At 34.5% G+C, this 18856-nt stretch carries 16 protein-coding genes and 1 riboswitch; of the genes, 5 read left to right on the top strand and 11 right to left on the bottom strand.

Translation table 11 applies throughout. The annotated features are described in order from the left end of the window. Positions 1 to 47 precede the first annotated feature (47 nt). The 10 genes from HGP29_RS18155 to thiS all read right to left on the bottom strand — a co-directional run bounded on the left by HGP29_RS18155 (position 48) and on the right by thiS (position 9281). Positions 48 to 911: a glycosyltransferase family protein gene (locus HGP29_RS18155; RefSeq protein ID WP_168883848.1), complete on the bottom strand. Its 864-nt coding sequence runs from the start codon at positions 909 to 911 to the stop codon at positions 48 to 50. Between the two features lie 7 nt (positions 912 to 918). Further along, on the bottom strand, positions 919 to 1914 hold the full coding sequence (locus HGP29_RS18160) for a glycosyl transferase family 90 (RefSeq protein WP_168883849.1): 996 nt from the start codon (positions 1912 to 1914) through the stop codon (positions 919 to 921). A gap of 52 nt (positions 1915 to 1966) precedes the next feature. Further along, the gene (gene moeB, locus HGP29_RS18165) at positions 1967 to 3040 is read right to left on the bottom strand and encodes a HesA/MoeB/ThiF family protein (RefSeq protein WP_168883850.1); all 1074 of its coding nucleotides are present in this window, start codon (positions 3038 to 3040) and stop codon (positions 1967 to 1969) included. Between the two features lie 49 nt (positions 3041 to 3089). Continuing rightward, entirely contained in the window at positions 3090 to 4196 is a 1107-nt protein-coding gene (gene thiH / locus HGP29_RS18170; protein ID WP_168883851.1) for a 2-iminoacetate synthase ThiH, read from the bottom strand. Between the two features lie 57 nt (positions 4197 to 4253). Next, positions 4254 to 5027 carry a thiazole synthase gene (locus HGP29_RS18175; RefSeq protein WP_168883852.1) on the bottom strand — a complete coding sequence of 258 codons (774 nt, stop codon included), beginning with the start codon at positions 5025 to 5027 and terminating at the stop codon, positions 4254 to 4256. Positions 5028 to 5038: 11 nt separating this feature from the next. Beyond that, a complete protein-coding gene (locus tag HGP29_RS18180) occupies positions 5039 to 5665 on the bottom strand; it encodes a thiamine phosphate synthase (RefSeq protein ID WP_168883853.1) in 627 nt (208 codons plus the stop codon). Continuing rightward, positions 5658 to 6425: a hydroxymethylpyrimidine/phosphomethylpyrimidine kinase gene (locus HGP29_RS18185; protein ID WP_168883854.1), complete on the bottom strand. Its 768-nt coding sequence runs from the start codon at positions 6423 to 6425 to the stop codon at positions 5658 to 5660. Before HGP29_RS18185 ends, HGP29_RS18180 begins: the two co-directional genes overlap by 8 nt. Then, a complete protein-coding gene (locus tag HGP29_RS18190) occupies positions 6398 to 7018 on the bottom strand; it encodes a thiamine phosphate synthase (RefSeq protein ID WP_168883855.1) in 621 nt (206 codons plus the stop codon). Before HGP29_RS18190 ends, HGP29_RS18185 begins: the two co-directional genes overlap by 28 nt. A gap of 48 nt (positions 7019 to 7066) precedes the next feature. After that, a complete protein-coding gene (thiC, locus tag HGP29_RS18195) occupies positions 7067 to 8911 on the bottom strand; it encodes a phosphomethylpyrimidine synthase ThiC (RefSeq protein WP_168883856.1) in 1845 nt (614 codons plus the stop codon). Positions 8912 to 9074: 163 nt separating this feature from the next. Then, positions 9075 to 9281, bottom strand: a complete 207-nt coding sequence (gene thiS, locus HGP29_RS18200; RefSeq protein WP_168883857.1) for a sulfur carrier protein ThiS — start codon at positions 9279 to 9281, stop codon at positions 9075 to 9077. 74 nt (positions 9282 to 9355) lie between these two features. Beyond that, a riboswitch (TPP riboswitch) is annotated at positions 9356 to 9450 on the bottom strand. A 163-nt stretch (positions 9451 to 9613) separates the two neighbouring features. Here thiS and miaE point away from each other — a divergent pair. The 4 genes from miaE (at position 9614) to HGP29_RS18220 (ending at position 13714) form a co-directional block, all read left to right on the top strand. Next, the gene (miaE, locus tag HGP29_RS18205) at positions 9614 to 10228 is read left to right on the top strand and encodes a tRNA-(ms[2]io[6]A)-hydroxylase (protein WP_235958320.1); all 615 of its coding nucleotides are present in this window, start codon (positions 9614 to 9616) and stop codon (positions 10226 to 10228) included. A 60-nt stretch (positions 10229 to 10288) separates the two neighbouring features. After that, positions 10289 to 11563: an anthranilate synthase component I family protein gene (locus HGP29_RS18210; RefSeq protein ID WP_168883858.1), complete on the top strand. Its 1275-nt coding sequence runs from the start codon at positions 10289 to 10291 to the stop codon at positions 11561 to 11563. A 95-nt stretch (positions 11564 to 11658) separates the two neighbouring features. Next, complete coding sequence (locus HGP29_RS18215; RefSeq protein WP_168883859.1) at positions 11659 to 12648, top strand: hypothetical protein; 990 nt, start codon at positions 11659 to 11661, stop codon at positions 12646 to 12648. A 10-nt stretch (positions 12649 to 12658) separates the two neighbouring features. Then, positions 12659 to 13714, top strand: coding sequence for a hypothetical protein (locus tag HGP29_RS18220; RefSeq protein WP_168883860.1), 1056 nt, complete (start codon positions 12659 to 12661; stop codon positions 13712 to 13714). Here the strand turns inward: HGP29_RS18220 and HGP29_RS18225 are convergent. Further along, positions 13711 to 15519 (bottom strand): SLC13 family permease, encoded by a 1809-nt coding sequence (locus HGP29_RS18225; protein WP_168883861.1) that lies wholly within the window; start codon positions 15517 to 15519, stop codon positions 13711 to 13713. The two genes, HGP29_RS18220 and HGP29_RS18225, sit on opposite strands and share 4 nt — an antisense overlap. A 176-nt stretch (positions 15520 to 15695) precedes the next feature. Here HGP29_RS18225 and HGP29_RS18230 point away from each other — a divergent pair, with 176 nt between their 5' ends. After that, the gene (locus HGP29_RS18230; protein WP_168883862.1) at positions 15696 to 18836 is read left to right on the top strand and encodes a PAS domain S-box protein; all 3141 of its coding nucleotides are present in this window, start codon (positions 15696 to 15698) and stop codon (positions 18834 to 18836) included. Positions 18837 to 18856: the final 20 nt, after the last annotated feature.

An 18856-nucleotide genomic window follows, 5' to 3' on the forward strand; every position in this document is an offset into this window, starting at 1 on the left:
TTTGTAGATCTAAGTAGTAGTTGAAAGGATTCGCTTATTGAAAAAGTTTATTTAAGAATTTTATAATTTTTGTATTCTCCAATGATGTATCCCCCTGTCATTTTCATAACAATCTGTTTTACTTTTTCTTTTAGAGAATATTTTTTGATGCTAATATCTTTCTCAAACTTCCAGTTTTTATCTTCTATTCTCCTCTTCATTACTTTAGGGTGAGAACCTTGGAAGATATTTAAGGAGTCAATTTCGGAATAATCAAATTCTTCTACATCGTATGGAAGAATACCCCCATTATAGAGTGCTAAAAAATTGTTTTGCTTATTCAACATTTTTTCTGGAGGACGGACCCAACCGTAGTGATAGATATATGCATCAATTGGAATAACATTTAGTTTCTTATTATCACCTTTTCTAAACCCTTGAGCATCTCTGTAGGAGTAAATGTTTTTATTGTTTCTTATAACTCTTATTTCTTTTCTGTACCATCTGGTAGATGATCCGATATAATCGTAAGAGCCATAAAAATGTAGATAATTGAATAATAATCCATCTACACTTTTATTTTCAAGGTTATTTAACATCGCATTATAGACTACGTATAAATAATCTTCATGAACGACTTCATCACCTTGAATATAAAAACACCAATCGGTATCTTCTGAGATTGCTTGAAAAGCTTTATTTGTTTCTTCAGCAAGGACTCTTCCTCCTTCTCTTAAGGAGTCATCCCATTCTGTTTCAACAATTTTGATTTTCGGGCTTATACTTTTGATAAGTTGAAGAGTACTATCATCTGAGTTGCCAACTGCTACAACAAATTCATCACAGATAGGCAAAATTGAAGTAATGGCTTCTGTAATCGGATAGTCGTATTTTATTGCGTTTCGTATAAAGCTAAATCCTGTTACTTTCATAGAATAATTATTGGGAGGATAAGCTAAAATACTTCTCCATTACCAATAATTCAATTTTTTTCTCTCTTTCAGTATCCAAGAATTGCTTAACATACTGATTAGCATTAGCTATGATCTTTAATGCTTCGTCTGTATTATTAGAATAATATTCGATCTTCTCTTCTAAATCAGATAAATCATTTTTAACATGTATGTAATGATAATCAGGGATTAAGGTACCTTCCATAAACCATGTTTCCATAGTTGGTGTAGGCATTACAGCAATAGAATTTGACGACATTACCCACTTTAAGCTTGTCGCAACATCATTACCCTCCCAACAAAAAATAAATTTACAGTTTAGTTGATCTTCAATCGTCACTTTGTCTTTGAGATAGGTATCATCAATAATATCTCTGTTTTTTGGAGTAGCAGGGTTTACCTTGCCAATATCAAACTTAGGATGATGAAAAAATTTATCTAGAAAGAAGATTCTATTTTTATGATTTTTAAAAACATCTCCTCTAGTAATCACAATATCTTTTTTGTCTTCAAACTTCTTCCAATCACTGATGAAATTATAATGTCTGATTTTATTTAGCTTCAGCAATATAGAGTTTTCATTCGTATCCGAGATAGGTCTACTCTTTACGATTGCAGGATAATTTGGAATATGAATAACATCACCAAATATAAAATCAATATTTAAAGAAGGATGAAAGTATTTTGTACTAGATATCAGATCAAAAAAGTAGGCACTGGAATGATCGCTTCTTTTTAAATTTTGTAATTGAAAGGCATTCTTAGAAACATGAAAAGTGGTATTTTTTTTCATGTAATAATTTACCCTTTGGTATACGTAGTCAGTATCCTCCTCATCAAACTTTATATACGATTTTCTTCGAAATTTAAACAATGAATGAGGCACAATGATACCACTCCAAACATTGTTTATAAAGTAAAATAATTTAACTGGAGTATGACGGAAGTTTAGTAAGTCAGCAAAAATTACTTTTTTACTCATCGGTTGACATAATGAACATTTTCAAGATGCCACAAAGGTAAAATTTTATTCACTATAACACTTCCATACCACCTTTTAAACTGTAAACTTTAGCATTATTTTGCTTAACAGACTGATATACATCGATTGCAGCCCTACTTCGTTTACCAGATTGACAATAAAAAATGATATTTTCATGATCAGGAAGCTTATCAATTCTTTCTTCAAGTTCAGCTAACGGGATATGTATTCCTCCTATATCATCAATATCCCTTTCATATTCTTCTCGTACATCTACTAACAACGTTTGTGAAGTATCCGCTAACATTTCCTCTACTTGATAGATACTGATTTCTACATTGTTATCAGGTGTGGCACAGAAATCAAAATTATAATCACCTAATGTTGATATATTAGTAACTTTTGGATTTTTCTTGAATTTCAAAGTTTGAAAACTCATATCCATACCACTTATCAACAATAATTGTCCACTTAATAACTTTCCAACACCAGTTATTAACTTAATCACTTCTGTAGCTTGCATAGTGCCCAAAATACCTACCATAGCTCCAACAACACCAATTTCGTTACAGTTTGGAGCTTCTTCTTGAGAAGGAGGGTTAGGGAAAATACAACGGTAAGTTGGACCATTGTTGTAATTAAAAACAGATAACTGCCCATCAAACCCCTGAATAGAGGCTGAGACTAAAGGTTTATTCTGAATGATACAGGCATCATTGATTAGATAGCGGGAAGAGAAATTATCTGTTCCATCTACAACAACATCTGCTTTTTCGATAAGTTCTAAAGCATTTTCTTTATTGAACTGCTGAAGTACAGTCGTTACCTTACAATGTGGGTTCATGGCCGATAACCGTTCTTTAATTACTTCAGCTTTAGGTTTACCAATATCATTGGTAGTAAACATAATCTGACGTTGGAGGTTCGATACAGACACCATATCATGATCAACAAGAATGATGTGTCCAATACCAGCTGCGGCTAAATATTGAGATACAGGGCACCCTAATCCACCAGCACCAATGATAAGTACAGTTGAATTCTTTAGCTTTTCTTGCCCTTCTACACCTATTTCTTTTAGTCTGATATGTCTGTCGTATCGTTTATATTCCTCTTTCGTCAACATTACTTTATACTATTTTTAGTAGGATAGAAATCTACTAATCATTTATTGTTTATTGAAGTGCAAGATCCCAATCTTTCCAAACCACTTCATAACCTTGATTTTTAATCATTTCTGCAAATTCTTCGGCAGAACGCTCATCAGAAATTTCAAATTGTTCTAATGATTCTGGTTCAACTACATATCCGCCAGGGTTTGTTTTTGAGCCAGCACTTGCCGAAGTAATACCCAATTTAATGATATTGTCTCTAAAAATTGGATGTTCTCTAGTAGAAAGAGACAATTCAACCTCTTCATCAAATAGGCGATATGCACAAATCAATTGAACTAATTCTCTATCTGTCATTTCTACTTTTGGTTCTAAACCTCCAGAGAATGGACGTAACCTTGGGAATGAAATAGAGTATTTCGTTTGCCAATAAGTTCTTTCTAGATAGTCAAGGTGAAGTGCCGTAAAAAATGAATCGGTTCTCCAGTCTTCTAAACCTATCAGTACACCTAATCCAATTTTATGAATCCCTGCCTTACCTAAACGGTCAGGAGTATCTACTCTATAATCAAAATTAGATTTTTTACCTTTTGGATGATGTTTCTTGTAATCATCCTTATGGTAAGTTTCTTGGTAAACTAAAACGGTATTTAAACCTGCTTCAATAAGTTCTTCATATTCCTCTAAATCCATAGGTTGTACCTCCATGGCAATATGAGAAAAATAAGGTTTTACTAATTGAATGGCTTTTTTGATGTATTGAACACCTACAGTTCTATTGGCTTCGCCAGTTACCAATAGAATATGTTCGAAGCCCATATTTCGTATTGCTTCTGCTTCTCTGATAATTTCGTCATCAGAAAGGGTTCTTCTTCTAACTTTATTGTCTAATGAAAAACCACAATACGTACATATATTCTGACACTCATTCGATAGATACATAGGAGTATACATCTGAATGGTGTTTCCAAATCTCTTTTTGGTAAGCTGATGACTCAATTGAGCCATTTGTTCTAGGTAAGGAGCAGCAGCAGGAGATATTAACGCTTTAAAATCTTCAAGATTTCTTCGTTCTTTTCCTAATGCTCTTTCTACATCATGAGATGTTTTAGCATAAATACTTGCTTTAACCTCATCCCAGTTTTGCTGATAAAATAAATCCTGGTACATCTTTAATGAATTAAGATTTAAGTTCTAAGATGATCAACATCTTAAACCTTATATCAACTAAAGTTGGTTTAAAAATCCAGTAAGTGGAGAGCTTGCCTCTGCAGTAACTCTTGGTTGAGCAATTTGAGCTAAGTGTGCTGCTCTACCTGCTTCTACAGCTTGACCAAAGGCTTTGCCCATTGCAACAGGATCGCCAGCAACAGCAATAGCTGTATTTACAAGAACGGCATCTGCTCCAAGCTCCATGGCATGTGCTGCATGAGAAGGAGACCCAATACCAGCGTCAACAACTACAGGAACATTACTTTGCTCTATAATGATTTCTAAGAAATCTAAAGTCTTTAAGCCTTTATTACTACCAATAGGAGCACCTAGTGGCATTACTGCAGCACAACCTACTTCTTCCAATCTCTTACACAATACAGGATCAGCATGAATATATGGTAGTACAATAAAACCTTGTTTTACCATTTCTTCTGCAGCTTGTAAAGTTTCAATTGGATCTGGCATTAAATACTTAGGATCAGGGTGAATTTCTAATTTTACCCAGTTTGTTCCTAAAGCTTCTCTAGCTAATTGAGCTGCAAATACGGCTTCTTTTGCTGTTCTTGCACCAGATGTGTTTGGTAATAAGTTAAATTGATCGTGTTTAAGATGAGCTAATACATCATCTTCTGGATTATCAACATCAACCCTTTTTAAGGCAACAGTAACCAATTCTGATCCTGATGCTACAAGAGCGTTTTCCATTAATTCATTAGATTTAAATTTACCTGTACCGGTAAATAATCTAGAATTAAAAGTTTTATCTGCTATTACTAATTGATCCATTTTTCTGTCGGTTACATCTCCAATTCTACTTCTAAAGCGGATACTGTTGAAGAAGGCTGATCAGCATTGGCAATTAAACCAGAAACTGCTACACCAAAAACTCCAGTCGAGAGAATGTCTTTTACATCTGTCGTTTCGATACCTCCAATAGCAATAATTGGTGTATCAATACCTCTTTCTTTACATTGATCTAAAAGAGATTGATATCCTTCTAAACCAAGAATTGGACTTAATTTTTTCTTTGTCTGTGTAAATCTGAAAGGTCCCAATCCAATATAATCCACTCCAAAATCGAATAATCTTTGAATGTCTTCTATAGTGTTGGCAGTACCTCCGATGATTTTATCACTTCCTAAAATTTCACGAGCTAAAGCTGGAGAAGAATCTTCTTTTCCAACATGCACACCATGAGCATTTATTGCTAAGGCTACTTCAGGCTTATCATTAATCAATAATATAGCATTGTATTGATCTGTGATTTCTTTTGCCTGCTTACCTAGTGCAATGTATTCTTCAGTACTTACTTCTTTTGCTCTCAACTGAATCCAACGACATCCCGCTTCACATGCTTCTTTGATATGTTGAAGATGGTTTTTGTCTTTTTTTTCAGTAGATATATAATGAAGTTTACTAATCATGATTCTTAATAAATGTATGCTGTCCAAGCTTACTTTCATCACTCATTAAAAAATCTTCGATATACGCTTTGCTTAAGCGACAAGATTTCTCGATGGAGTGGCCATGGGCAAGATTACTTGCAATTGATGATGATAAAACACAGCCAGAACCATGCTTTTCAAAAATATCAATTTCTTTTCCTTCAATTAATGTTTCTTTTCCTTTATAGATAAGAATATCATTACCCTTTTCGGATGGATTATGTCCTCCTTTCAATAATACATGAGTGGAATGACTAATTTCTTTTGCTTTTTTTAGAGGGTCACCTCCATTGGCAAGAACTTCCATTTCCTTGTAATTAGGAGTAATGATATCAACACTTTGCAATACCTTATCTAACCATTTGATTGAAGTCTCATTATGAAAATCATAGCCTGCACTTGCTCTAAATACAGGATCTAATACGACTTTACAGGTTGGAAAGAAACCTTTCACCAATCCAATCCAATTAGACATCAAGTGGAAATTCTCAACAATTCCGATTTTTAATGCATTTAAAGGATACTTTTCGATTAGTGGAAGTAGTTGAGCAGTAACTACATCTGCACTCATCCAGTTCATACCAATAAAATCATCTGCCGTTTGGTAAGTCAGAGCAGTACAGACACCCAACCCTTGTACATCATGTGCTTCAAAGGTTTTAATATCTGATAAAATACCAGCTCCTGCTGAAGGGTCAAATCCAGCTAAACTTAAGGCAAAAGGTCTATGGTTTTCCATGATGATAGTAATTGTTCTGCTTTAGAAATTAATTGATCTGATGATGTAGCCCATAAATAACCTAATAAAGCAACTCCTTTAAATGAAGATCCTTTTAATGATAAAATTGTTTGAGGAGAAATACCCCCTAACGCAATTATTTTCTGCGTGCTAATTATGTTCTCTTTCATCTTTTTTAGAATCGAAGAATTAGCCTGATAACCTTCTTTTGAGATACTATCAAAAACAGGGCTCAAGAAGAGGTAATCAAACTTGTTGGGAAGATAAGAAAGTTCATCAAAATCATGAACTGATGAGCTAATTCTAACTTTTTTTTCAATCCAATAATTGAAAACATCTTTATCTGTACTTCTTCTATCCGATTCTCTAAAATGGACACCACCTAAATCAAACCTTTCCACTAAATGATGGTATTGATGAAGAGTAATCTTATTATGGTAGCTGATAGGAATTGACGTAATGAAATCCTCAACCTCTTTTTCTGAAGCATTAGGTTTTCTGATATGTAGTATATCAATTCCATTTTCCAACCAGAATAAAATCTGATGGATTTCTTCTTCAAAGAAGTCAGGTGTCGTAATTCCTATCAGCATAATGAAATCTTATTTATAGAACTATTACTGTTCTACGGACAGCAAATTTTAGTGATAAATCTCGCTACCTAATTCTTTAAACTCTTCAGACTTCTGCTTCAAGCCTTCTTCTTGCTCTTGCTTCGCAGCAAAATCACGAACATCTTGAGTAATCTTCATTGAACAGAAGTTTGGTCCACACATCGAGCAGAAGTGAGCAACTTTTGCACCTTCAGCAGGAAGTGTTTCGTCATGATATTCACGAGCAGTATCTGGATCAAGAGACAAGTTGAATTGATCTTCCCAACGGAATTCAAAACGAGCTTTTGACATAGCGTTATCACGGTATTGTGCACCTGGGTGACCTTTTGCCAAGTCAGCCGCGTGTGCTGCAATTTTATAAGTGATTACACCTTCTTTTACGTCTGCTTTATTAGGTAAACCTAAGTGCTCTTTTGGAGTTACGTAGCAAAGCATTGCTGTACCGTACCAACCGATTTGAGCGGCACCAATTGCAGAAGTAATGTGGTCATAACCTGGAGCGATATCCGTAGTCAATGGACCTAATGTATAGAAAGGAGCTTCGTAGCAATCTTGCAACTGAGCATCCATGTTTTCTTTGATCATGTGCATTGGAACGTGACCAGGACCTTCGATGATCGTCTGTACGTCATGTTTCCAAGCAATCTTAGTCAACTCACCTAATGTTTTCAATTCTGAAAGTTGAGGCTCATCGTTTGCGTCAGCAATTGAACCTGGACGAAGACCATCACCTAATGAGAAGGCTACGTCGTATGCTTTCATAATCTCACAAATCTCTTCGAAGTGAGTATATAAGAAGTTTTCTTTATGATGTGCTAAACACCATTTCGCCATGATTGAACCACCACGAGATACGATACCAGTCACACGTTTCGCTGTCATTGGAACGTAACGTAATAATACACCTGCGTGGATTGTGAAGTAATCAACACCTTGCTCAGCTTGTTCGATCAATGTATCACGGAAAATCTCCCAAGTTAAGTCCTCGGCTTTACCATTTACTTTTTCTAATGCTTGGTAAATTGGCACTGTACCGATTGGCACTGGAGAGTTACGGATTACCCACTCACGTGTTTCGTGGATATTTTTACCTGTAGAAAGGTCCATGATTGTATCAGCACCCCAACGGCAAGCCCAAACTGTTTTTTCTACTTCTTCCTCGATAGAAGATGTCACCGCTGAATTACCAATATTAGCATTGATTTTCACCAAGAAGTTACGACCAATAATCATTGGTTCAGACTCAGGGTGGTTGATATTGTTAGGAATTACAGCACGACCCGCTGCTACTTCATCACGAACAAACTCAGGAGTAATTTTACCTACAGGAGTGTTTGCACCGAAGCTATTACCTGGGTGTTGTGTACCGAATTTACCTTCTTGCTCTTCAATTCTTTGGTTCTCACGAATAGCAATGTATTCCATTTCTGGAGTGATGATACCCTTACGAGCATAATGCATCTGAGAAACGTTCTGCCCTTTTTTCGCTTTCAAAGGCTTTTTGATGTGCTCGAAACGCAAGTGATCTAATTCAGAATTCTCTAAACGTTCGATACCATACTCAGATGATAACTTAGGAAGCTCTTCTACATCACCTCTGTCAAGAATCCAATCCTTACGAAGTTTATTCAAACCTTTTCTAACATCGATCTCAATTTCAGGATCAGTGAAAGGTCCAGATGTATCATAAACAGTAATAGGTGGGTTCTTTTCTACTTTATTTAAGAACTTGTGGTTAGTATCAGCCTGCTCGATTTCACGCATCGCAACTTTGATATTGTGAATATTACCGTCTACATAGATCTTCTTCGATCCAGTGAATGGCTCACGGCTAATGACTTCCTGACTTGGAATTTTGTCTTGCTTTTTCATGATTAAAAGTTGATTTGTGGGGAAGATTTCAGTGTTGGTGTAAACTATCAAAGTGTCAAGAGAAAATTAGCTCAGTTGAGATAACATTCTTTACTTTTGAAAAATCACTTAATCATAGTATTGTGAGTACGAAAGTCTTCCTCGAATAATAATTTAAATGATATTAGCCACCTTGAGCAGGGGCAACAACGGTTACATGGTCTTTTTCTAATACTGCATGAGCCTCCCATTGACTTTGCGGAATGATTTCATCATTAATCGCAACAGCGACCGTTCCTCTTGCAACGGAAATATTCATGAATTCTAAAAGTTGTGCTACAGAATAAGCACTTGGGAGTGTTACAGACTTATTGTTTACAGTGATATTCATTTCGAATAAATTAGAAATGTGACAATCATTACAACCAATAAACCTTAGGAGAAAAATTACACAGAAAGTGCAATAGATAGAAATGGACTTTTCCCTTCGTCGGTACTAACCGCATCAGGTTCAAAGGGTATTTCTCAGTTCGATTTAACGAACACCCCTAAAGTAAATGTGAAGCAAAGATAATGAGAAATATTTAAGATTTAGGAAATAAGTTTTAAAAATTACGATATCAGCTGATTTCATTTTAAGCTTAGAATAAAAATATTCTAACTACTTAACTCTATAATTCTTAATTAATAACTACTTTTGCCCCATAAACTTGATCAAAATTTATGGAAGAGGAATTCAAAGGGCAGGGACATATGCTCCACCTAAAATTACCTACTGACCCAAGATGGGTTGATATGGTAGAAAACTCAAATATTGAGGAAATTTTAGTGGATCATGCTTACTGTGAACAAAAAGCAGCAACGGCAAGTATGTCATTAATAGTCAACTACCCTGAATTGGATGAATTGGTAGATACTTTGATGCCAATTGTAGCTGAAGAATGGGAACATTTTGAAAGAGTTGTAAAACAATTACGCAAACGAGGACTTTCTTTAGGTAGAATGCGAAAAGATGATTACGTAAATGGAATCATCAAATTTGCTAAAAAAGGAGGTTCAAGGATTGATCAATTAGTAGATAAACTTCTTGTAAGTGCATTAATAGAAGCGCGCTCTTGTGAGCGTTTTAAACTACTGTGGAAAGGCTTAGATGATGAAGAATTGAAAGCTTTCTATTATGAACTAATGGTTTCTGAAGCAGGACATTATGTGACTTTTATTGATCTGGCAAGGAAATACAAGGATAGAGAAATCGTGGATGCTCGTTGGCAAGAGTTTCTTAATAAAGAAGCAGAGTTGCTTAAAAGTTTAGAAGTGCGACCTGATAGGATGCATTAATAAACTATTGTGTAATTTTGTAGTGCAATGATGATAGTAGAAGAACTAGATACAATATCGATGAAATTTCCATTAGAAGATTTATCGTCTTTCCGTTTAAAAGCGTGGTATTGGGGGAGAAAGGAAGAATACTGTACATATTTATTCGACCATAACATTTCTTACCCAGAAGGAGGCTTTAAACATTTATTGGCTGTCGGAGCAAAAAATATTTGCCCGATCGAGGAAGGGCATTCTTTTGAAAGTGTAGAGCGATTTCAACGCGAACATAAAGAATGGATGTTTGGTCATTGGGGGTATGATCTTAAGAATGAAGTAGAACTGCTCTGTTCAGATCACCCAGATGGTATCGAAATGCCAAATGCATTTTTTTACATTCCTAAAACACTATTCGTTTTTGGAGAAAAAGATGTAGAAATTATCACTGAAGGTGATGAAGAAGCTATCTTTTTTGAAGTATTGAATACCGAAGTTCCTGAAATGTCAGATGGATGGAGAGGAAAGGTATTACCTAAGATTTCGAAAAAAGTATATGTAGATACAGTAGAGCGTATTCAAGAACATATATTGGAAGGAGATGTTTATGAAGTAAATATCTGTATGGAATTCTTAGCAAGAGAGGCTAAAATCGACCCATTTGATTTATATCTAAGGTTATCTGCACTATCACCGGCTCCATTTTCTGCTTTCCACCGAGTAAATGATAAATATGTAGTTTCTTCGTCTCCCGAACGCTTTATGAAAAAAGAAGGGAAAAGAATAGTTTCTCAACCTATTAAAGGAACTATAAGACGAGGTACATCACAGGAAGAAGATGAACAATTAAAACTTGATCTTCGTAATTCTGAAAAAGAGGTAGCTGAAAATATGATGATTGTTGACCTCGTTAGAAATGACTTGGCAAGAACTTGTAAAGCTGGAACGATTAAGGTACCTGAAATCTTCGGTGTATATAGCTTTAAGACTGTTCATCAAATGATTTCAACGATTGAAGGTGAAATAAAAGACTTCTTACCTTTTACTGAAGTGATCAAAAAGGCATTTCCTATGGGAAGTATGACAGGAGCACCTAAAGTAATGGCTATGGCATTGATAGAGACTTATGAAAGAACAAAAAGAGGTTTATACTCGGGTTCTATTGGTTATATCACTCCTGAAGGAGACTTCGATTTCAATGTGGTCATTCGTAGTGCTTTCTATAATGCAGCTGCCGAATATATTTCATTCCAAATTGGTTCAGCAATTACTATAGACTCTGAAGCTGAAGCAGAACATGAAGAATGTATCTTAAAAGCAAAAGGAATGTTGGCTGCTTTAAATGCAGAAATGATATAAAAGTTAGTGAATAACTACTTCAAAGTCTGTCGTTTTGTGAAATGACAGACTTTTTTTATTTTTAAATATATATACATGACACTCAAAGCAGCTATATGAATATAAAAACTAACAGACAAGAGATCTCTATATCTATTTATTGGAGTAAATTCTATTTCCAAAAAACGATTAAAGATTATTTCTTTATTTATCCAATGACGCTTTTTGGTGGGATTTTTATCAACTTATTCACTTCACCAGGTGAACTTTCTTTACTTTGGTCCGGTTTGTTTCCTTTGGCTTTATCGTCTGGATTTTTGATGATGTACCTTTCTTATCTAGGTAAGACAAACATCCATTGTAATAAAGATTACTTAGTGATTAATTCTTTTTTTAGAAGAAAAATAAAAATAGAAACAAAAAAAATAGCTCAATTGTACTTGTTGAAAGAACAAGCTTTATCCAAAGATATATTGAAGAATATGGTTCGTTTAGAAATGAAAACGAAGCATGGAAATATAATTGACTGTTTACCAAGACCAATTAATGCCTTTGAGGGACAGCAAATAGAGGAAGCTGTTGAGAAGTTTTTAGGTATTGAGGATTATTACGTTGAAGGTGAATATCAAGCTAAAGGAAAGCAAAAAGAGGAACATGTTCAACAAAAGAAAAAACTAAGTTCAGAAACACTCACTAATGACATTCTGACCATTAATTTTAAAGATTATTTGATAGAAAATCACTTTGAGTTTCATTGGAATAATAATAGAGTAGATCATGCATATTGGTGTAATTCAGGAGAGGAAAAGGCTGTAGTTTATCAACTAAATGGTAAATGCTTTATTGAAGTAAAAGTAAATTATACCAGACATTTTAAAGATCAGATAACTGATTTTAAGCGTTGGACTCAATCATTGACGTATAACAACCAAGAATATTTATTGGATAAAGAGGATGAAGGGAAATTTTACAATAGATATTCAGAAAGAAATGAGATAAGAGTTATCCAACGTTTATACATGAATGAAAATCGAAGTAACTATTTGAGAATTTGTCAATATAATAATAGTAGTATTGATGTGACTTTTGGCGAACTAACCATATAACTAACAAATAATGAATATTAGAGAAACGAGAAATGGGGGGCTTGCATTAAGTATTGAAGCAGAGCTAAGTAATGAATATAAAAAGGAGGCATTTAATGATATTCGGAGGAGAGAAATAACTCCAATTCTATTGTTTTCTTTAGCCGCTGCAGCCATCTTATTGGTACTTCATATTGGATTGAGTGCAATTTTATTAGCGGGAGTAGCTATAAGGGTTTGGTATTTTTATGAAGTAAGCCGAAAAACGGTGAGCTTACAATTTTATTTGATAGGAGATCAATTAAGGTTGAACATCATCAATAATAAAAGTATGGCAATTGATGTAGTTCACTACATGGATGATATTGAGCAATTGTTTATCAGCCCGCTCAAAAACAATAAAATTAAGGTATCGATATTAGGTAAAGACGGTTTTGAAAAGGAATTGATAATTCTTGAAAAAGAAAGAATGAGTGAAGCTTTTGAGCTTGTCGAGAAAGTGCATAAATATTTCTCAATTCAGCCTACAGGGGTAATAGGGGAGATTAATTTTGAGAGAAATGATTTAGCTGAACCTAAACGTAAACGTCAATACTTTAAGATTTTTGATCAAGATGTAGAGGATATAAGAAACAAAGGTGTAATTCAACTTCAAGGAAAGGATTTTTTTATTGAACGATCAGCTCAGATCGATTGGGTAAATGGTATGAATTCATATTGGTTTAAGATAGATCAAGAGCAATATTTATATTTTCATGCATCGCTGTCAAGCCAAATATTTATTTTAGAGAAAAGTATATCTTACCTCTATGACTTAGACTTCTATTATTTAGAGAGTGATCTATCTAATATTCATACAAGTTTTGTTTATAATGATATCACCTATTATCAATGTGAACAAAATCATGGAGAATATTATATCGAAGGGAAATTACGAGATAATAATGTCTACCAAGTGCTATACGAAGATGAGGAAAGAGAACATTTTTTACGTTTTATGATAGTGAATGGTAGAATAGAAACATTTATCGGTAGAAATATTCAGAACCATCAACTTCAACAAATTTTACCAGAAATTGAAGACTAAATCAATCCATAGTAAAAGACAATAAATACAATACAGACAACGGAATAAATTCCCATAAGTGGTAATCCTACTTTCATAAAGTCTTTTGGTTTATACCCGCCAGGACCATAGACAATCCAATTGGTTTGGTAACTTACAGGTGTTAAGAATGCAGCAGAGGCAGCAAAAGCAATAACTACAAAAAATGGTTTGCTTGGTAAATCTAATATCTCACTTAGTGAATAAGCGATTGGGAAAGTAATGGAGATGGCTGCTACGTTTGTAACAAAAGAGGTAAGTAAAACGGTTATTAAAAATAAACCTATTAACACACCCACTACTCCAAATGGTAGAAAAATCTTAATAAACACTTTACTGACTATTTCACTAGCACCTGTATTAATAAATGCATCGCCTAAAGTCAGTGCACACATCAGTAATACAATTAAGTCTAAGTCGAGTTCTTTATTGACACTATTTATTGATGTAGCATTGATAATCAATAATCCGGCAAAGGCAAAAATTGCTCCTGTCAGTAATTTTATCGTACCTGTGGCAATTAGAAATACAAGACCAAGAAGAGCGATTGAATATATCCACTTGGCTTTATCCTTTACAACGGGTTTATTACTTTCTATTGTTGATAAGACATAAAACTCTTTGTAAAGCTTAATATTAGAGAAGAAGGTTTCACTAGCAGAAAGTAGGAGCATATCACCAGATTGTAGGGCTTCGTTACTAAGTTCCCCAGTCAGTTTTTCTCCATTACGATGGATTGCGATAAGTTCAGCTCCATAGGTGTCTTTGAAATTGATCTTGCCAAGTTTCTTTCCTGCTAATCCAGAGTTGGCAGGGATTACCGCTTCAACAATTTCAGAATCAGATTGATGATTAGGTACTGTTAATCCCATATCCGAGTTGACAATCACCATAATATTTTCTGTTTGTCCCATAAACATCAAGATATCTCTCACAGCAAAAGTGAAATCATCAGGTATGGGAGTAATCACTTCTCCATTTCTATGTACTTCAATTAAGTAAGCCCCCTCAAAATTTTTGATCTTGGTTTCTGATATTCTTTTTCCAATTAATTTGGATTGATGTCTTACTCTCAGCGCCATTAAATATTCAGGAGCAATCGCTTTGGCATCATCAAAAACTTCTTTATTGACAGGCAAAAGATTGTAGCCAAAGGTCAAAAGATAGATAATTCCGAAAAAAGTGACCAAAAGTCCTAAATAAAGGAAGTCGTTATAGGCTAAAGTAGGTAAGTTGTTCGTTTCTATAAAGCCGTTCAACACTAAGTTGGTAGATGTACCAATAAGGGTAATCATACCTCCTAAAATGGTACTAAAACTTAGTGGGATAAGCAACTTAGAAGGGTGAGCACCCATCTTTTTACACCAATTATAAACATAAGGTGTTAGTCCTGCAACAACAGGCGTGTTATTGGTAAATGAAGATAAGATAGCGGCAAACGTAATGATCTTTGCCATAAAGACTTTGGGTCTTTTGGTATTACCAATAAAGCGATTTAAAGCATCTTCTGTATTATATGTATGATAGAGGTGAGTAGTAACAATAACTAGCACAATGATTGTAGCTATTGAAGGGTTACTCATCGATTCTAGTAAGTTGTCAGCGGAGATTACACCGAAGAGTAGTAAAGTCACTACACTCATAAAAAATATTGTAGAGGGCTTTCCCCACTCTTTAAGTAATGCAATGATAACGGTAGTAACTGTAAAAAGGACAATCCATTTGTCAAGCTCTTCAGGCAAGATATGACCTATCCGTAGAAATATGTGCAATAGAGGGTTAGACATAAAATATGGTTAATATCAGTTATATTAATATCGTGTTTAATAGTTTAGAAATGAGTGATCAAGATCAACAAATAACTATATTATTCGAATATGACAGTTTTTTGTTGGGTTAATCTATCACTTTATTTTGAAGTTTTAATTGATCTAGGAAATAATCCTATTTAAAAATATAGACAATGAAAGCAAGTGCAGAATTCAGAGGTGTAGCTACCATTGTGATCGTCAGTTTATTATTATTGACGAGCTTTGTTTCTTTTCTCCGTTCATCACAAACAGAGAAAAGAGATGTATCTGAGGTGCTATTAAACCAAGAATATAAGATTGCCAACTTTCCATACCACGCTAAGGAATACTATAGAACGGACGATCGTAAAACTTTACTTCAGCTAAAACAAGAAGCAGACAAAATCTATTCCCAGATTTTAGCGATGGAGAAAGGAACTTCGGCAAGTTCTACCGAGAAGCAAAATTTATTAATTCTTACCTCTATTAATGATGATGATTTATCACATGCGTTAGAGTTGTATAGAAAACGTTTTGAAGACTACTATGCTAAAATTGATTTAATGTGGGATGCAAGTATTGAATCCAATACACCTGTAGAACTTCAATTAACGAATAAGAAGAATACATCAAGAAGAACTAAAACTCAAGTTCTAGAAGAGGATGAAGGGAGTGATAAGATAGGTAAAGCGATTGATTTTCTTGAAAGAAGAAATTCGTCATTATTACTTCATAATAGAGAAACACGATTCCGTTTAGAGGAGAACATTATTAGAACTAAGAATAAAAGCTTATTCTTTAATGGGCTACTTGTTTTTAGTGGGGTTCTTTTATTGATTACTCAAGGAGCCTTTTTCAGAAATAGGGTATTAACGCCAATTAAACTTCTTCGAAAAAACTTGGAAGATTTTACTGGAGAAAAAGAAAGTGCAGAAATACCTGATATTAATATCATTGAAAGTAAGGTATTTGATTTGGAAGATGATTTCAATCGGATTACTGAAATGATTGAACACCTTGGAGAAAAAGACTTTGAAGTAAATACAGAAGGCCTCAATCTAAGATTGGCAGACTCTTATGATAGAGCCAGAAATACATTGAAACAGCTGGCTAATGAAGAGTTTGTAAGTAAATGGATTACAGAAGGCTTAGCGAAGACAACAGAAACATTAAACGGAAAACAATATGATACCATCGCAGAAATGGGATATGAGTTTGTCCGATTCGTTACTCGACATCTAGGTGCTTTACAAGGTGGAGTATTTCTTAAGATGAACCACGAACAAGGCGATGTGGTCAATCAGATTGCAAGTTATGCTTATGGGAAAAAGAGGTTTCCACAAAGAAAGCTATCTGCAAATGAAGGGTTGATTGGTCAGGTAATGCTTGAAAAACAATATGTTTATGTTGAAGATTTACCTGAACACTATACAGCAATTTCTTCTGGTTTAGGAGAAGCTGCTCCTCGATCAATTATAATTATTCCGGTAGTTCATGCTGGTGATGAAGTATATGGAGCTGTAGAGATTGCTTCTTACAATCCTATGTCACAACATGAACAAGAGTATGCAAATGCTGCATGTGAACGTTTTGCTTCTGCAATTGCAGTTTATATGATGAACGAAAATACAAGAAGCCTTCTAAAAGAGTCGATGCAAGTCAATGAGACCCTAAAAAATAAAGAGGAAACATTGCTTGAGAAAACTTCTGAGATGCAGTCTGTTCAGGATGAATTGAGTACTAAACTGACAGAATTATCGAAAGAATCGAACTTAAATAAAAATATTTTAGATGCTATTGGTAAAACAATGGCAATTATTGAATTCGATATGTCGGGTAAGATCATTGCTGCAAATGATATGTACCTATCTGTAATGGGATTCAAATTAGAAGAGATACTTGGAAAGCATGAAAGGGTATTGGTATCTTCTGAAGAGGTAAACTCTATGCGTTATAAGTTACTATGGGATAGTTTATCTAACGGATCATTTATTTCTGGTGAATACTGTAGAGTAAGCAAAAAAGGAATGGATGTTTGGATGAACGGTACTTACAATCCAATTTTTGGATTGGACGGTAAACCTTATAAAATTATCAAATTTGCTGAGTTTACAACAGAACAGAAAGCCAAAGATTTAACGAACAATGAAAGGTTATCTTTATTTGGTCTGCACTTCCCAATCTTAGACTTGGACCTTGATGGGAAAATCAAAGCAGCCAATACAGGCTTTACTCAATTATTTGGATACAAGAGAAAAGAATATAGAAATGCAGCACTGGTTGAATTCTTAGAAAATGCCAATGAGATCAGGATTTTCAAAAGAATAATCAGAGATGTAAAGTCTGGAGCGAATGCGAATCAAAAATTCGTATTTGTTGATAGTGAAGGTAACCCGAAGACATGTGATTTACATTTCTTCCCTCTAAAAAGTTTAAGTGGGGAAGTTCAAAAAATCACATTGTTTATTACTGATAAAACAGACGAAGAATTAGTAAGAAAAGAGTTATCTACAGAAGCTCATTCATTGTCATTATTAAGAAGTGAGGTAGAAACAAGAAGAGAAATCATCGACCAGCAAGCAATGGTTGTTGAAGTGGACCTTAATGGCAGGGTGATCTTAGGTAATGACATCATTGAACAATGGACAGGTACTTCCGTAGAAAATCTAATAGGAAAACCAATGGCTGATATGGTAACGACGTCATATCAAACGGTAATTTCTACTTTGATGTCAGACCCAACAGTAAGAGGAGTTAGAACAAGAACCATTGAATTTAGAACACCGAGAAAAGGAACATTCTGGGGTAGTACAAGTGCATCGGTGGTGTTTAAAGATGAGGTACCTCTTAAGTTCATTTTTATCATTTTCGATGTAACTGAACGTATAGAAAGAGAACAGGGATTAACAGAGGAATTAGAAAGACAGCGTACAAGAAATGCCTTGTATAGAATGAAAAATAATGATCATTCTCAGGGATTTGAAATCTTGGAAGACTTGTTTAACCAGAATAAAATAAATCTAGAGGATGATAAATGGTTGGAGCAAGTTCCATTCCCGGCAATATTGGTCAACGTAGACGGAGTGATTCAATCTAAAAATTCGAGTATGGATCAGTTGAAATCCAATGTTGTGAAGATATTAGATATACCAGATTACCTGTCGGATAGACAAAAAGAAAGTATCAAGTTAGCCATTACAGATGCCAAGTTAATGGAAGACAAAGTGGTAGTAAAAGGGAGCGATATGAATTTGATGATGTTCCCTGTCTTTGGAAAGTCCGAACATAATATGTTGGTAATGCTAAATAGCTAGAAAGTAAAAAAGCCTGCATG

It is taken from the genome of Flammeovirga agarivorans, assembly GCF_012641475.1.
Classification (GTDB): domain Bacteria; phylum Bacteroidota; class Bacteroidia; order Cytophagales; family Flammeovirgaceae; genus Flammeovirga; species Flammeovirga agarivorans.

Coding starts and splice junctions, on each gene's coding strand:
- HGP29_RS18155 (WP_168883848.1), bottom strand. CDS start 911: ATGAAAGTAACAGGATTTAGCTTTATACGAAACGCAATAAAATACGAC.
- HGP29_RS18160 (WP_168883849.1), bottom strand. CDS start 1,914: ATGAGTAAAAAAGTAATTTTTGCTGACTTACTAAACTTCCGTCATACT.
- moeB (WP_168883850.1), bottom strand. CDS start 3,040: ATGTTGACGAAAGAGGAATATAAACGATACGACAGACATATCAGACTA.
- thiH (WP_168883851.1), bottom strand. CDS start 4,196: ATGTACCAGGATTTATTTTATCAGCAAAACTGGGATGAGGTTAAAGCA.
- HGP29_RS18175 (WP_168883852.1), bottom strand. CDS start 5,027: ATGGATCAATTAGTAATAGCAGATAAAACTTTTAATTCTAGATTATTT.
- HGP29_RS18180 (WP_168883853.1), bottom strand. CDS start 5,665: ATGATTAGTAAACTTCATTATATATCTACTGAAAAAAAAGACAAAAAC.
- HGP29_RS18185 (WP_168883854.1), bottom strand. CDS start 6,425: ATGGAAAACCATAGACCTTTTGCCTTAAGTTTAGCTGGATTTGACCCT.
- HGP29_RS18190 (WP_168883855.1), bottom strand. CDS start 7,018: ATGCTGATAGGAATTACGACACCTGACTTCTTTGAAGAAGAAATCCAT.
- thiC (WP_168883856.1), bottom strand. CDS start 8,911: ATGAAAAAGCAAGACAAAATTCCAAGTCAGGAAGTCATTAGCCGTGAG.
- thiS (WP_168883857.1), bottom strand. CDS start 9,281: ATGAATATCACTGTAAACAATAAGTCTGTAACACTCCCAAGTGCTTAT.
- miaE (WP_235958320.1), top strand. CDS start 9,614: ATGGAAGAGGAATTCAAAGGGCAGGGACATATGCTCCACCTAAAATTA.
- HGP29_RS18210 (WP_168883858.1), top strand. CDS start 10,289: ATGAAATTTCCATTAGAAGATTTATCGTCTTTCCGTTTAAAAGCGTGG.
- HGP29_RS18215 (WP_168883859.1), top strand. CDS start 11,659: ATGAATATAAAAACTAACAGACAAGAGATCTCTATATCTATTTATTGG.
- HGP29_RS18220 (WP_168883860.1), top strand. CDS start 12,659: ATGAATATTAGAGAAACGAGAAATGGGGGGCTTGCATTAAGTATTGAA.
- HGP29_RS18225 (WP_168883861.1), bottom strand. CDS start 15,519: ATGTCTAACCCTCTATTGCACATATTTCTACGGATAGGTCATATCTTG.
- HGP29_RS18230 (WP_168883862.1), top strand. CDS start 15,696: ATGAAAGCAAGTGCAGAATTCAGAGGTGTAGCTACCATTGTGATCGTC.